This window comes from Aequoribacter sp., assembly GCF_965659035.1.
GTDB lineage: Bacteria > Pseudomonadota > Gammaproteobacteria > Pseudomonadales > Halieaceae > Aequoribacter.
This window is the reverse complement of sequence record NZ_CBFHWH010000034.1, coordinates 6,050-20,823: the sequence shown is the minus strand read 5'-3', so window position 1 is coordinate 20,823 and position 14,774 is coordinate 6,050. Positions and strand designations below refer to the sequence as shown.

Below are 14,774 nucleotides of genomic sequence, written 5' to 3'. Positions count from 1 at the left end.
GCACCTGTCGTACCTGTTCTGGCTCATCAGGTCGCCGACGCAGTCCCTCGCGCCGAGGCAATCCGAGCCGCTGGCAACAAATCACCTTACACCGTTAACGGTCAAACCTATTGGGTCATGCCTTCGGCTGTAGGCTTTGAGGAAACTGGCACAGCCTCTTGGTATGGTGCAAAGTTTCACGGCGAGCTGACGTCTAATGGTGAAGTATTTGACATGTACAAAGCCTCGGCGGCTCACAAAAGTTTACCGATACCTACGTTTGTAAAAGTGACTAACTTAGATAACGGCCGCAGTATGGTTGTTCGCGTTAATGATCGGGGCCCCTTTCACAGTGATCGTATTATCGACTTATCTTACGGTGCTGCAGTTAAGTTGGGTTTCGACCAGGCCGGCACAGCGCAGGTGCATCTAGAAGTCTTATCCATTGAGGGTACTGAAGACTTGCGCGCGAGCACTGATGACGCCTATCGCTATTTGCAGGTGGGGGCGTTTTCTTCTCGTGACAGCGCCGAGCTCCGCCGTAAAGAACTACAAAATAGAACGACTTTTCCTGTCTTCATTAGTCCGGCACGGTTTGCCGACAAAATAGTGTATCGAGTCCGAATTGGCCCCATCGATGATTCAAAAGAGCTAGGGGCCCTCGAGAACCGCGTGCTCGAGGCTGGATTTAAAGAGTACAGCCGTATTCGCGAAGGCGTAGTGCTTTGATCGTCAAGTCTGATCCGTTAACATCTACATGTCGACCTAAAAGGAACAAAATTCTCATGCAAAAACTACTGGCCGCCGCGGCCGCTCTGGGGTTTAGCGTATCGGTTTCCGCTGCCATCATTCCCGCACCACCAGAGGTCGCTGCGAGAGCTCACTATTTAATCGACGCTACTACCGGCTATGTCATTGCCGAGAGCAACGCGAACGAACAGCTTCCCCCGGCCAGTTTGACCAAGTTGATGACAAGTTACGTGCTGAGTTACGAGATTGAGCGCGGTCGAGTGGCGTTCGACGACAAGGTCTTGATCAGCGAAAATGCCTGGGCGCAAAACCCGATATTCAAGGGTTCGTCACTGATGTGGCTGGAGCCTGGCATGGAAGTCTCTATTAGCGATTTGGAAAAAGGCATTGTTATCTCGTCGGGTAATGATGCTACGGTTGCAATTGCCGAGCACTTAGCGGGCAATGAAACTGCTTTTGCGGATATGATGAACACCCACGCGCAGCGTTTGGGCATGAACGACAGCTACTTTGAAAACTCACACGGTTTACCCTCGCCTAATCATCTCACGACAGCGCATGATCTTGCGCTGTTGGCGAAGGCGATTATTCAGGATTTTCCAACGCATTATCAAATCTACGCTGAGCGCGATTACACATTTAACAACATCAAACAGTACAACCGAAATACGCTCTTGGGTGAAGACCCGTCTGTTGATGGTTTAAAAACGGGTTATACCAGTGAGGCGGGATACGGCCTAGTATCCTCGGCGAAGCGCGGCGACATGCGGTTGATTTCGGTGGTGCTGGGTACCAGTAGCGCTAAAACTCGCGCGAGCGAAACACGCAGTTTGCTGAACTATGGGTTCCGGTATTTCGAAACCGCGGAACTACTGCCCCCTGAGCGTGAGATGGAGAAGCCCGAGGTATGGATGGGTTTGGCCGATTACCTGAGTGTGGGTGTTGTCGATGCCATCACTCTGACATTGCCCCGAGGTGAGCGCCGAAATATTGCACAAGTTGTGACCTTGAATGAACCCCTGTCAGCCCCCATAAAAAGGGGTGACGAAGTGGGGCGAGTCAGTTTGCGCCTTGACGAAGAGCAAATCTATGAAGGGCCGGTCGTTGCGCTACACGATGTCGAAGAGGCTGGCTTTTTTGCGCGTTTGTGGGATCGCATTCTTATGTGGATCGACACACTGTTGTCGCCCGAACCTAAAGAGTAGGAAGCCAGTCACATGAGTCAGCCTGAACCGCCCAAAATCGAATTTCCTTGCGAGTACCCCGTCAAAATTTTAGGTCGGCAATGCGATCATTTTGAAACAACAATTTTCGAGATCGTAGAGACCCATGCGCCGGGATTTGACAGAGCACAGATTTCTCGTAAGGTCAGCCGCGAGGGTACGTTTTGCTCACTCACAGTTACCATTACCGCAACGGGAGAGCCGCAATTGTCGGCAATGCATCAAGCATTAATGGATTCTGGCTTAGTGAATATGGTGATTTAGTGCCCACCCTATTCGTGGTTTTGTCGTTTAGGGAATCGCGTGTCCTTTCCCGTTTTGCATAAAATGTTAGGCCGAGCTGACTATGCTCGGACCTATGCGGCCATGCGCCTATTTACAGATAGCAGGTTAGCCGGCACCCCCGATGAATTATGGGCCTTGGAGCACCCGCCTGTATTCACTCAGGGCCAGGCGGGAAAAGCGGAACACCTTTTGGCACCGGGTAACATTCCTGTGGTACAGACTGATCGTGGTGGGCAGGTAACCTACCATGGCCCCGGGCAATTGGTAATTTATCTGCTGGTCGATTTAAAGCGGCGTAAACTCGGCGTCAGACAGGTTGTGACGCTTATTGAAAACGCTATCATCGAAATTTTAGCGGATGAGTTTGGCTTGCAGGCGCAAGCGGATCCTAAGGCTCCGGGTGTTTATGTTGAAGGGCGCAAGATTGCCGCGTTGGGCTTGCGTGTCCGCAAGGGGTGCACCTTTCATGGTTTAAGTTTGAATGTCGATTGTGACTTAGAGCCGTTTGCCAGGATTAACCCTTGTGGTTATCAAGGTTTGACTGTGACGTCCGTGCAACAAGAATGCCCAGGCAGAACCTTGAGTATCTGGTCGATTGGTGAGCAGCTTCAGAGTCAATTGTCGAAGCTGTTAGGGGACTGTGCCGGAGATTAACGCGCCACCGGCTTTTTGGCGAGAATGCGCTGTAGTGTGCGCCGATGCATACTTAAGGCACGAGCTGTTGCCGATATATTGCCATCATGTTCTTGCAGTACTCGTTGAATATGCTCCCATTTTACGCGCTCTACCGAGGGTGGCTGATCCGGTATTTTCGTCTCGGATGGTTTTTTGCCGGTAAAGCAGGCAACAATGTCTCGCAGTTTGGTGGGTTTGCACAGATAGTTATGGGCGCCCAGACGAGTCGCCTCAACGGCCGTGGCAATACTTGAATACCCCGTTAAGATCACGATTTTGGTGGTGGCCCCCAAAGTTTCGATGAGTTTTGGAAGCAATGTCAGCCCGCTGGTCTCGCCTAAGTTCAGATCGAGGAGCACGAACTCGGGGCGCCAAGTTAACGCTTTCGTCAGGGCCGAATCTGCGGAGCACTCGAATGTCGCTTCAAACCCCTCGCGCTCGAATGCACGTTGTGCCGTCTCTGCAAAGATCTGATCATCATCAATTATCAAGACACGTTGCATGCGCTAACACCTTTCTCGTGGCAATATCACAGTCGTCAGCGTGCCGCCGTCTGCGGGTTGATGATGCAACAAGCTGCCGCCATGATTATTGATGGTCGCGTGAGTTAACATCAAGCCGATACCAAGCCCCTTTTCCGAGTCTTGAATGACGGTTTTGCCGATCTGTGTCAGTATTTCGCTAGGAATGCCCGAGCCGTAATCGCGAATCGCGATCTGAATTTCCTTGCCGGAGCAGCTGAGGCTGACTTCAATAAGCTCGCTACCCGCCTCCAGCGCGTTATTAAGCAAATTTTCGATGGCGGGGGCTAGTGTCTGATCTATCTTTATCGAGGTATCTTGGCATTGTTCATCGGTTTGCAGCGCAATGTGTGCTTCGGGTCGTTTATTTTTCCACTGTGCGATAACACCCTCGAGCCAAGGCTGAGCGAGCTGGCTTGATTGCGCTCTAAGTTTGTCTATTTCTGCTCGACTGGCAAGTTTTCGCGTGATCTGCCCGCATTGGTCGAGTCGTTCTTCCATTGCGTTGAGTAGGTTTTCGACTTCGGGCTTGTTACCACAGAGGTGTTTGAGTTCGTCTGCATACAAACTCAGAGTATTTAAGGGCGTGCCGAGTTCATGAGCCGTGGTTGCGGCCATGGTGGCAATCGCATGGATTTGTTCGTCGCGCAGACTGTTCTCGCGCAACTTAGCCGCTTTTTGCTCACGTTGACGCATAGCATGAGCCATGCGGCTGACCACGAGTACAACAAGTGCGGCACTCAGCGCGAAGTTGAACCACATGCCTAAGATATGTGTGTTGCTCATTGCACCACCGTGCATTGTTGTGTTTCCCACAGCAGGTGACAGTGGGCTAAAAGGCAGGTGGTACTGCAGTAGTAGGCTGTACGCCAATAAAGCTGCGAGCGCCATGACTGCTGTGAATTTTTGATGCAGCACAGCGGCGCTAATAATGACGGGTACAAGCAAATAAGAGATGAACGGGTTGTTGGCTCCCCCTGTTAAATACATCAAAAAGCTCCACCCTAAAATGTCGACGGCGATTTGTTGTGATAGCTGCAAATCGGTGACTGCCTGCTTTTCGCGGAAGTACCAGGCGCTGATCGCAGTGATGGAAGCGAGTACAACCAGCGCTGCTGTGCTTTCGGTAATGACATCGGAGTCGGACGTGGTCGCGGCGAGATATAACAGTCCCACAGCAAAAGCCACCAACGCTAGGGCCCTAACGATAAAGAGTTGATTTAGGTGAACTTTGGACAGATGAGGCATATTGGTCTCCGATGCGGTCAAGTATACCGATAGAACCTCGCAATGCGCTATGTGTCTATTCTCTTAGAGCATATGGAAAAGGAGCTCGCTGAAATGCCTGAAAGTAGCGTATTGTAGAGGCCCGAGCTAACGGTTGTTGTGTAAGTGGCTCACATCGGCGAAAATTGCGCCCCTCAAATGCACAGCCACAAGACGATACCCTAACTATGTCTGATAACTACCTGCCCGCCTCGGCCTCTAATCGACGAACTTTCGCGATTATCTCTCACCCCGACGCGGGTAAGACTACCATTACCGAGAAGCTGCTGCTGTTGGGTAGCGCAATACAAGTGGCGGGGTCGGTCAAAGGTAAGCGTGGGCCACATGCGACCTCCGATTGGATGACCATGGAGCAGGAGCGCGGCATTTCAGTGACCTCGTCGGTGATGCAGTTCCCCTATCATGAGCGCACGGTGAATCTGCTGGATACGCCGGGACACGAGGATTTTTCGGAAGATACCTACCGTACGTTGACAGCGGTCGATTCGGCTCTCATGGTCATTGATGGCGCCAAGGGCGTAGAGGATCGCACCATTAAATTAATGAATGTGTGCCGCTTGCGCGATACGCCGATTTTTAGCTTTGTGAATAAGCTCGATCGCGATATTCGAGACCCTATCGAATTGCTCGACGAAATTGAGGAGGTGCTGGATATTCAGGGTGCACCCATCAACTGGCCGATCGGTATGGGGCGTCATTTCAAGGGCGTATACAATTTATACACCGATACCATCCACTGTTTTAAACAGGGTCACGGTCACACCTTGCACCCCGACGAGCGCATTCAGGGTTTGGATTCAGATGCGGCGCGTACTTTGCTAGATGACGAGTACGACGATTTTGTGGATACGATCGATCTAGTTAGAGGCGCGAGCCACGAATTTTCGCTGGATGAATTTTTGGCTGGCCGCTTAAGCCCCGTTTACTTTGGCACCGCACTTGCTAACTTTGGTGTGCGCGAAATGCTCGATGATTTTGTAGAGTGGGCACCGGAACCCCAAGCCCGAGAGACGACAGTGCGCACGGTCGCCGCCCAAGAGTCCGACTTCTCTGGGTTTGTATTTAAAATCCAGGCAAATATGGATCCAAAACATCGAGACCGTATCGCGTTTTTGCGGGTTTGTTCTGGGCAGTACACCAAGGGCATGAAAATGCACCACGTGCGATTGGGCAAGGAACTCCGCATTGCTGACGCAGTGAGCTTCAAGGCTGGTGATCGTGTTTTAGTTGAACAGGCCTGCGCGGGCGACATTATTGGTTTGCACAACCACGGCACCATTCAGTTGGGTGATACATTTACGGCGGGCGAGTCGCTGCAGTTTACGGGTATTCCTCATTTCGCACCGGAGCTTTTCCGGCGCATTCGATTGAAAGACCCGATGAAAGCCAAGCAGCTGCAAAAAGGTTTACAGCAGTTGTCTGAGGAGGGCTCGACCCAGGTGTTTTCGCCTTTGCGATCCTCTGATTTGATTGTCGGCGCCGTGGGGCAATTGCAGTTTGACGTGGTTGCTTATCGATTGAAAGACGAATACAAAGTTGAAGCGATCTACGAGCCGGTCAGCGTGTACACAGCGCGCTGGGTACACGCGAAGGACCCGAGGAAACTGGAAGAGTTTCGTAAAAAGGCAGAAGAGCATTTGTCCGTTGATGGGGGAGGGCACTTGACTTACCTTGCCCCTACTCGTGTGAACTTAAATCTCATGCAAGAACGCTACCCGGATATCGTATTTCGCGCGACACGCGAGCATTAAAGCCTATTGGCTGCCCTAGCTTGCTAGGGCTTTTTCAATATCCTGCTCCAGCGCTTCGGGCTTGGTTAACGGCGCATAACGGCCCAAGACTTCACCGTTACGCCCGATCAAAAACTTGGTGAAGTTCCATTTGATTCTGCTGGTGCCAAGAGCGCCCTTAGCTTCTTTTTTTAGATAATCGAATAATGGGTGCGCACCAGAGCCATTCACGTCAATTTTTTGATGCATGGGAAAGCTAACGCCATAATTTTTGACGCAGAAATCTAAAATCTGATCGTTGTTCCCCGGGTCTTGACCGCCAAATTGGTTACACGGAAACCCCAAAATCACTAAACCTCGTTCTTGGTACTTCTGGTACAAAGACTCCAGACCCTCGAACTGAGGTGTAAAGCCACACTTGCTCGCGGTGTTGGTAATCAGCAGCGCCTTGCCACGGTATTGCTCAAGTGCGACTTCCTGACCCTGCATGTCCTGAACTGTATAGTCGTAAATCGTCATATCACCTCCTGTTCGCTACGCTTAAGCAGCTGCTAAAGATTGAGATTGCTCGAGTAATAACTGCACGCGGCGGTGCTGGTTGCGAAGATTAAGTTCTAGTAGTTTGAGTTGGTCGCGCAGTTGAGTCTGTTCCCATCGCTGTTGGAGTTGAGCTCGACGTTGCGTCCACACCTCGCCGAGTGCCTCTTTGTGTTTTTCATAGCGTTGAGACTGCAGTTCCCGCCATTGTCTGACGGATTCGGAGAATGCGGCGTACTCGTGCTCCAGCATTTCTCGGAGCGGCCAGTTATCGTGTTGCTCTAATTGGCGCCGAGCTCGCTCAAACGTGGTATCCATGATGGCGCGTTGAATTTTGAAGTTGTCAACGCGCACCAAATTCCAACACAAGCCCACCTTGCTTAAACCAAAAATCAGCCATTTGGTTGGGTCCCATTGCCACCAACGAATGCCGTTTCGATAGTCAGTTTGGAAAATGTGGTGATAGTTGTGGTAGCCCTCGCCGTAGGTCAAAAACGCTAAAAAGCCATTGTCGCGAGCGCTGTTGGCCTCAGTATAGGGCCGTGTACCCCAGTAATGAGCGAGCGAATTTATAAAAAAGGTGACGTTATGATTAACCACTAGACGCACTAAGCCAACGCTTATTAGCGTTCCCATGATATCGCCTAGTAACACACCAATACCGATGGGCAGCGCGATATTCATGAACGCCGTAATGGCTACATAGTGCTTGTGTTGCCACTGTAAGATAGGGTCTTTCAGAAGGTCTTTGATGTTCGAAAAGTCCTCTGTGTTGGTGGTGTGATCTCTCAGCATCCAGCCGATGTGGCTAAACCAAAGACCTCTGCCTGCAGAGTAGGGGTCATGGTCATTATCGTCGACATGACGATGGTGACGGCGATGATCCGATGCCCACACGAACACGCTGTTTTGTAAGGCACCTGCCCCCCATACGGCAAACCAAAATCTCACAACTGGATGTGCTTGGTAGGCTTTATGGGCCCAAAGTCGATGGTAGCCTGCGGTAATTCCTAGGCCGTTAAGATACAGAAACGCCAGAGCAATTAGCCACTGCGTGCCAGTAAAGCCCGCATACCAGGCCCACAAGGGGGTGATAATTACAGCGAGGATGGGGAGGCCTATAAACAGCATGACCATTAGGGGGCGTATTTGGGGTTTATCACTCATAGATCGATTAGTGCTCTTGTCTTGCATTGAGCGTAAAAGTGTACCTATCTTTTTGGTAAAGGTCTTTCGATTTCCGTTGGGCGGCGAAAAGCCAATTCGGGTCTCTCGGCTTGGGATGTGCGGATCGTCATCATCAAGGGGGTATGATCAGAGAGTTCGCTGTGCTCAGATTGTGCTGTGAGCACCTCCAAATTTTTTGTGAGTATGTGGTCCAGAGGGTATGAAAATGGTCGCACGCGGTAGTCGGGGTCAAAGTTGGTTTCGGTTAATTCGTGCCGTTGTATGAATCGCTGCAGGATTTCGGTGCGGGCCTTAGACCATGTGTTGAAATCGCCTGCGACCACGATAGGCCCAGTGTATTGATCGATCACGTTAGAGATTGCATCCAGTTGTTCCTGCAATTCTTGCGTGCCAAGGCTGAAATTTATGGCATGGAGGTTCACCGCGAGTAAGATCTGGTTGGCGGTTCGCAGAGCACTGACCAAGGTGGCTTTTGGGGTAAGTAACCACGGTTCTTCGTGTTGCCAAGCGCAACTCATTAGTGTCTCGAGGGTGGTGACGATGCCTACGCCTGAGGTCTCGTTGTCAAAGGTACGATAGCCGGGTGAAAAAGTATCGGTCGCATTCAGGTTCTCGGCGAAATCCCGTTGAACAGAGGCGATCGACTCTTGAGTCATAATGATTTGCGCAGACCTTTCTTCCAACCACGCGAGTGCGGAGGGGTCTGCAAATTTTTGAACGTTCCACACGAGCAACATGAGTGGCTCGGGCGCCTTCGTTTTGTCTGGACTTCCGTACTCGGTTAGCTGATGCAGTTGCTGTCGGCAGCTTGCAGGCGTGGTCGCCTCGATAGCATAGCTTTTGGCTGTAATCGCCAGCAGCAAGCATAGAGTGATGTGCGATAGTTTCATAGCATCAGTATTGCAGGTAAGTTTGATACTCCATAGTACTAATATAGCGCCGAAATTCTAAAATTTCTTGTTCTTTTGTCAGGGCAAGGTGGCGCCGTAGCTCGGGACTAAGGCCTTCAGCGATAAAGCTCGACGCAGAAAAGATCTCGACCGCCTCGTGAATGTGAATAGGTAATGGGTCGATGGTCTGTGCATAACCATCACCCGTTATCGGGGGAGGCGCGGTGAGTTTGTTGGTCAAACCATCCCAAGCGGCCGCAAGCACGGCGGCCATGACTAAGTAGGGATTTGCTTCGGCCCCTGCCACGCGATGTTCGATGCGTCTCGATTTAGTTGCGCCGGTTGGAACACGCAATGCGACCGTGCGGTTTTCGTAGCCCCAGGCCGGGTAGGTTGGGGCGTGAACGCCGGGCTCCAAGCGCCGATAACTGTTGATGTGAGGTGCAAAGATTAGGGTGCAATCGCGCATGTGCTTCAACATGCCCGCAATGGCGTGTTGCAAAAGTTCGGATCCTTGTTCTTGGCCATTATCAAATAAATTGCGGTCATCGTTATCTAAAAGGCTCATGTGAATGTGCATGCCGTTACCGGATTCGCCGATGAAAGGCTTGGGCATGAAGGTTGCAACAAAGCCGTGCTTGCTCGCTACGCCCTTAACTAAGCGCCGCATTTGCAGGATCTGACGCGCTGCCAATAAAGGGTCGGAATGATGCCGCATGTTGATTTCGTATTGCGATGGTGCCGATTCTTTTACGACGCCATCAAACGGCAGTGACTGAATCTGGCAGGCTTGGCGAATATCATCGAGAAGAGCTTCGTGTTCGAGCAGCGAATCGGTTCCGTAAAGATTGCCGCCGATGGGGAGTTCGCCCGGTAATGTTTTACTGGTGTGGACCGGGCGTTGGTGATTGAGCGTCACCAAACTAAATTCCAGCTCGCCAGCGACTACAGGATGCCAGCCCTGCGCGTGGTATTTTTTGACGATGGCTTGCAGTACTTGCCGAGGGTCTCCCATGTAGGGTGAACCGTCTTGATTTAGCATGGTCAGTTGGCACTCGCCGTAGCGCTCACCAGGTGACCAAGGCGTCGCTTGAAGTGAGCCCTCAACCGCTGCACACAAACCGTCTTCATCGCCTGATTCGAACACGAGCTCTTCGACGTCACGTCCCCAAACGTCCAAATTTAAGGCTGATTTGGGCAGCTTCGCATCGCCACTAAACAGTTTGTCGAGCTTCTCAACTGGCACCCATTTGCCCCGCATGATGCCGTTGCAGTCGGGCATAATTGCTTCAATGGTTGTGATGTTGGGGTAGGTTTTTAAAAACCACTCGGTCTCTATGGTCATGCCTAAAATTTCTGCAAAACGATAGTGTCTCAGCTGAGCTAGGTGAATTGTAGAGGGATAATTGCCCTGCGTGGGTTAGTTTGATTTTACTGGGGAGGTATCGACTTTCTGCACGACGCATCTAGGCCATATAAATAGAGAGAGGGTCTTCACCTTTTGCCTCGCCTACGCACGATAAAGAAGCAATAAACAGGCTAAATAAATCTGCTTGGGAGTTAATGTCGAGTTTTTTGTACAAATTTTTGCGGTGCCTTCGATAGGTTTCCAGCGCGATGCTGAGTCGTTCAGCGCCCACCTCAGCGCTATAGCCCTTCAGCATGAGTTCGAGTACCTCGTGCTCGCGCGCTGACAATAACGAGCTGCCAAAGGTCTTAAAAGCTTGGTCGATCTGATAGTCAATACCGGGCTGAATCAGGTAGTCGATTGCGAACTGTTGGTTTCTGGCATGGGCTCGAATTAAGGCCGAAACCGTGGGCGCGAGAGAATACAGAAGTTGGTACTCACTATCAGCAAACTCACCTTGTTTTGGTAACCGCATGATGCTTAAGTTGATTACGCTACCGTCATCGAGTTTGCTTAAAAACACCAATTCGTCGACGGTGCCGGTATCACCGTAATAGGTCTGGTAGTAAACGCTGTCTTTTAGATTTCCGCTGATGCGACCCAGGCGATAAATCGAGCCTTTAGGGTTATCCATCGAGACCTGATAAAAGGGGTCCTCTCGGTACGGGCCCTCTAAATACTCGTCGATTTGCGAAGGGATCGCATGCTTTGGGATATCGTGATAGACCACTTGGGGCGGCAGGTCTCTGTGGTATAACCAAACTTGTGGGTAAGACAAAGGAAGCATCTCGCGCAGCGCTGTAATTAAGGCAGGAAAGAATTCGGCGCTGCCCTGTGCGTCGACTGTCAGTGCCAGCGCTGTGTTCCAGCGCGTTATGGTTGATAAGTCCATGCGTGCTCCCCAAAGGGTGGTTTAAGCGAGGCCAAGCTTGCTTTTTAACAAGATAAGCGTATCTGTCACCGCAATGTTCTCGGAGTCAGGGGCAGCGCGATGCTTATACTCCAATTGCCCTTCGGCCAGCGATCGGTCTCCAATCACAATGCGATGTGGAATACCTATCAGCTCCATGTCAGCGAACTTGATGCCGGGGCGCTCGTTGCGATCATCTAGCAGCACTTCAATCCCCGCGTCTGTGAGTTGGGCGTATAAAGTTTCGGCAGCTTGAGCAACGGCCTCTGACTTTTGCATGTTCAAAGGTACGATGGCGACTTGATATGGGGCCATTGCATCGGGCCAAATGATGCCTTTGTCGTCATGGTTTTGTTCGATAGCGGCGGCAACAATTCGGCTAATACCAATGCCGTAGCAACCCATCGACAGGGTTTGCGCTTTGCCGTTGGCGTCCAAAACCTGAGCATTCATGGCTTCGGAGTATTTTTGTCCGAGTTGGAAAATGTGCCCGACTTCAATGCCGCGCTTAATCTCAAGGATCCCTTTCCCGTCGGGGCTGGGGTCGCCTTCGACGACTTCACGTAAGTCAGCGATGAGGGCGGCGGTGACATCGCGCTCCCAATTCACGCCGGTTAGGTGGTAATCGGGCTTGTTGGCGCCGCAGGCAAAATCAGCCAGCACCGCCGCGGCGCGGTCGACTACAACGGGTATAGACAGGCCAACCGGACCAATAGAACCAAAACCCGCGCCACACACCTTAATCGCGTCTTGTTCCTCAGCCATTTTTAATGGTGACGCTACTTGGGGTAGCTTTTCAGCTTTGATCTGGTTTAAACGATGGTCGCCGCGCACGACTAGCGCAATCCAGTCGCCTTCTTGTGCTCCGGCGACTATTAACGTTTTGACGCTTTGTGCTGGGTCGATCCCTTGCGTCGTCGCAAGGTCCTCAATCGTTTTGACTCCCGGGGTATGAAGCTCAGTCATGGGCTGGCTGGGTGCGGACCGTTCAATGTTGGGTGCTACTGCCTCCGCAAGCTCTACATTGGCAGCAAAATCGCTTTCGTTGCTAAACGCGATGTCGTCTTCACCCGAGTCAGCAAGCACATGAAACTCGTGCGAGTGGCTGCCGCCAATGCTCCCTGTGTCGGCCTCTACCGGGCGGTACATTAAACCCAAACGATCGAATACATTGCTGTACGCGCGATGCATGACCCAGTAAGTCTCTTCCAGTGACGCTTGGTCGATGTGGAACGAATAGGCGTCTTTCATAGTGAATTCGCGTGCTCGCATTACACCGAAGCGGGGGCGGATTTCGTCTCGAAATTTGGTTTGGATTTGGTAAAAATTTAGCGGCAATTGCTTGTAGCTCGAGAGTTCGTTTCGGGCAATGTCGGTAATCACCTCTTCGTGGGTGGGGCCTAAGCAAAACTCACGCGTATGGCGGTCGTGCATGCGGAGTAGTTCGGGGCCATATTGCGCCCAGCGGCCAGACTCCTGCCATAATTCGGCCGGTTGAACGACAGGCATGAGCAGTTCGATTGCCCCAGCGGCATCCATTTCTTCGCGAACAATACGTTCTACTTTGCGCAAGACCTTAAGGCCTAGAGGCATCCAGGTGTACAAGCCCGATGCCAATTTTTTGATCATGCCGGCTCGCAGCATTAAGCGGTGGCTAATCACTTCGGCGTCTGCGGGTGTTTCTTTAAGCGTAGAAATTAGGGTTTGGCTAGTGCGCATAGTGATCTCATGACCTAATAAAAAAATAATCTGAAAGTGTAAGCCTTGCAATGCAGACCGTACAGCCCCATATCGGCAAGACGCGGCAATTTCCCCCAGTAAATCGGCTTCTTAGCTTGGACTTGGGGTGCTCGTGGGTTAGAATTTCGCGCCGAATTTTCGGTTTGGCGTAATCATGCGTGAGAAGAGGATTATTCATGCCGATTTATGAGTATGCGTGCAGCGCTTGTGAGGCGACGCACGAGGCTTTACAAAAAATCAGTGACGAGCCTTTAACTTTGTGCCCCAAGTGTGGCAAAGAAACGCTACTGAAAAAGGTTTCTGCAGCAGGTTTTCGCCTGAAAGGTGGTGGATGGTACGAAACCGATTTTAAAAAAAGCGGCCAAAAGAATTTAGCTGGAGATAGCTCGAGTAGTGCCAGCTCAGGAAGCTCGTCGGGTGGCGATTGAGCTAACGGCGTATTTTATGAACGGCAAAAGCCGTTCAGTAACACAGCAATAGGTAATCAGTATGCGCAGTCATTTATGTGGCGTTCTAAGAAGCGAGCACATCGACCAAACCGTGACATTGTGTGGGTGGGTGGATCGTCGCCGAGACCACGGTGGTGTCATTTTCTTAGACGTCCGCGACCGCGCAGGTATTGTGCAGGTGGTGTTTGATCCCGACACGGTTGAGGCCTTTGCCTTGGCAGACCGCGTACGCAGTGAGTACGTGTTGAAAATTACCGGGCGAGTGCGGGCTCGAACGGATGCCACGATCAATCCGAATATGGCCACCGGTCAGATTGAGGTGCTTGGCAAGGAATTGGTGATACTAAACCAAGCCGAGACGCCGCCGTTTCAGCTTGATGAGCACACGTCGGTTTCGGAAGAGGTGCGCTTGCACTATCGGTACATGGATTTGCGCCGCACTGAGATGCAACAAAAGCTGGTGCTTCGTTCAAAAATTACCAGCGCGGTGCGAGCTTCGCTGGAAGATCAGGGCTTTTTAGACATAGAGACGCCCATTTTAACGCGCGCTACTCCTGAGGGTGCACGTGATTATTTGGTACCCAGCCGCACCCACCCCGGTCAGTTTTTTGCACTGCCGCAATCGCCGCAGTTGTTCAAGCAGCTCTTGATGGTGTCGGGTTTTGATCGTTACTACCAAATTGCTAAGTGCTTCCGCGATGAAGATTTACGTGCCGATCGTCAGCCTGAGTTTACCCAGATAGATATCGAGGCCTCATTTATCGATGAGTCCGACATCATGGGTATCACCGAAACCATGATTCGTGAATTGTTTAGCTCGGTATTGAGTGTGGATCTGGGTGACTTCCCACGGATGACCTACGCGGATGCGATGGAGCGCTTTGGTTCCGATAAGCCAGACCTGCGTATTCCTTACGAGCTGGTCTCGGTCGATGACTTGATGCAGCAAGTCGATTTTAAAGTTTTCAGGGCACCTGCGGATGATCCAGAAGGACGCGTGGCAGCGCTTAAAATCGATGGCGGCGCACAGCTCAGCCGCAAAGCGATTGACGACTATACAGATTTTGTCGGCATTTACGGTGCTAAAGGTTTGGCCTGGGTTAAGGTGAATCAGTTGGCCGAGGGTGTTGCCGGCTTGCAATCGCCGATTTTGAAGTTTATGCCTGACGAGATCGTCATGAGCTTGATGGAACGTATCGACG

At 51.4% G+C, this 14,774-nt stretch carries 15 protein-coding genes; 7 read left to right on the top strand and 8 right to left on the bottom strand.

Annotated elements, in window-relative coordinates; translation table 11 throughout:
• The 4 genes from ACTF5Z_RS07000 to lipB form a co-directional block, all read left to right on the top strand.
• A partial coding sequence (locus ACTF5Z_RS07000; RefSeq protein WP_438985020.1) for a septal ring lytic transglycosylase RlpA family protein occupies positions 1–708 on the top strand: 708 nt, incomplete at its 5' end.
• Between the two features lie 56 nt (positions 709–764).
• The gene (locus ACTF5Z_RS06995) at positions 765–1,934 is read left to right on the top strand and encodes a D-alanyl-D-alanine carboxypeptidase family protein (protein WP_438985019.1); all 1,170 of its coding nucleotides are present in this window, start codon (positions 765–767) and stop codon (positions 1,932–1,934) included.
• 12 nt (positions 1,935–1,946) lie between these two features.
• Positions 1,947–2,216: a YbeD family protein gene (locus tag ACTF5Z_RS06990; protein ID WP_423853147.1), complete on the top strand. Its 270-nt coding sequence runs from the start codon at positions 1,947–1,949 to the stop codon at positions 2,214–2,216.
• Positions 2,217–2,279: 63 nt separating this feature from the next.
• Positions 2,280–2,891, top strand: a complete 612-nt coding sequence (gene lipB, locus ACTF5Z_RS06985) for a lipoyl(octanoyl) transferase LipB (protein ID WP_438985021.1) — start codon at positions 2,280–2,282, stop codon at positions 2,889–2,891.
• Here lipB and ACTF5Z_RS06980 read toward each other — a convergent pair.
• Together ACTF5Z_RS06980 and ACTF5Z_RS06975 are read right to left on the bottom strand one after the other, a co-directional pair.
• Positions 2,888–3,415, bottom strand: a complete 528-nt coding sequence (locus ACTF5Z_RS06980) for a response regulator transcription factor (RefSeq protein WP_438985018.1) — start codon at positions 3,413–3,415, stop codon at positions 2,888–2,890. The genes lipB and ACTF5Z_RS06980 overlap by 4 nt on opposite strands.
• 3 nt (positions 3,416–3,418) lie before the next feature.
• Positions 3,419–4,681, bottom strand: coding sequence for a sensor histidine kinase (locus tag ACTF5Z_RS06975; RefSeq protein ID WP_438985017.1), 1,263 nt, complete (start codon positions 4,679–4,681; stop codon positions 3,419–3,421).
• 206 nt (positions 4,682–4,887) lie between these two features.
• Between ACTF5Z_RS06975 and ACTF5Z_RS06970 the strand changes: the two genes are divergently transcribed.
• Positions 4,888–6,471: a peptide chain release factor 3 gene (locus tag ACTF5Z_RS06970; RefSeq protein ID WP_438985016.1), complete on the top strand. Its 1,584-nt coding sequence runs from the start codon at positions 4,888–4,890 to the stop codon at positions 6,469–6,471.
• Between the two features lie 15 nt (positions 6,472–6,486).
• Here ACTF5Z_RS06970 and ACTF5Z_RS06965 read toward each other — a convergent pair whose 3' ends face one another.
• The 6 genes from ACTF5Z_RS06965 to ACTF5Z_RS06940 form a co-directional block, all read right to left on the bottom strand.
• On the bottom strand, positions 6,487–6,969 hold the full coding sequence (locus ACTF5Z_RS06965; RefSeq protein ID WP_438985015.1) for a glutathione peroxidase: 483 nt from the start codon (positions 6,967–6,969) through the stop codon (positions 6,487–6,489).
• A gap of 21 nt (positions 6,970–6,990) precedes the next feature.
• Positions 6,991–8,154 (bottom strand): fatty acid desaturase, encoded by a 1,164-nt coding sequence (locus tag ACTF5Z_RS06960; protein WP_438985014.1) that lies wholly within the window; start codon positions 8,152–8,154, stop codon positions 6,991–6,993.
• Positions 8,155–8,198: 44 nt separating this feature from the next.
• Positions 8,199–9,065 (bottom strand): endonuclease/exonuclease/phosphatase family protein, encoded by an 867-nt coding sequence (locus ACTF5Z_RS06955; protein ID WP_438985013.1) that lies wholly within the window; start codon positions 9,063–9,065, stop codon positions 8,199–8,201.
• Between the two features lie 4 nt (positions 9,066–9,069).
• Positions 9,070–10,410 (bottom strand): glutamine synthetase family protein, encoded by a 1,341-nt coding sequence (locus ACTF5Z_RS06950; protein WP_438985012.1) that lies wholly within the window; start codon positions 10,408–10,410, stop codon positions 9,070–9,072.
• 121 nt (positions 10,411–10,531) lie between these two features.
• Complete coding sequence (locus ACTF5Z_RS06945; RefSeq protein WP_438985011.1) at positions 10,532–11,365, bottom strand: response regulator transcription factor; 834 nt, start codon at positions 11,363–11,365, stop codon at positions 10,532–10,534.
• A 21-nt stretch (positions 11,366–11,386) separates the two neighbouring features.
• Entirely contained in the window at positions 11,387–13,102 is a 1,716-nt protein-coding gene (locus ACTF5Z_RS06940; RefSeq protein ID WP_438985010.1) for a proline--tRNA ligase, read from the bottom strand.
• Between the two features lie 197 nt (positions 13,103–13,299).
• On the opposite strand from ACTF5Z_RS06940, the gene ACTF5Z_RS06935 reads away from it, so the two are divergent.
• Together ACTF5Z_RS06935 and aspS are read left to right on the top strand one after the other, a co-directional pair.
• Entirely contained in the window at positions 13,300–13,551 is a 252-nt protein-coding gene (locus tag ACTF5Z_RS06935; protein WP_423850535.1) for an FmdB family zinc ribbon protein, read from the top strand.
• A gap of 61 nt (positions 13,552–13,612) precedes the next feature.
• A partial coding sequence (aspS, locus tag ACTF5Z_RS06930; RefSeq protein WP_438985009.1) for an aspartate--tRNA ligase occupies positions 13,613–14,774 on the top strand: 1,162 nt, incomplete at its 3' end.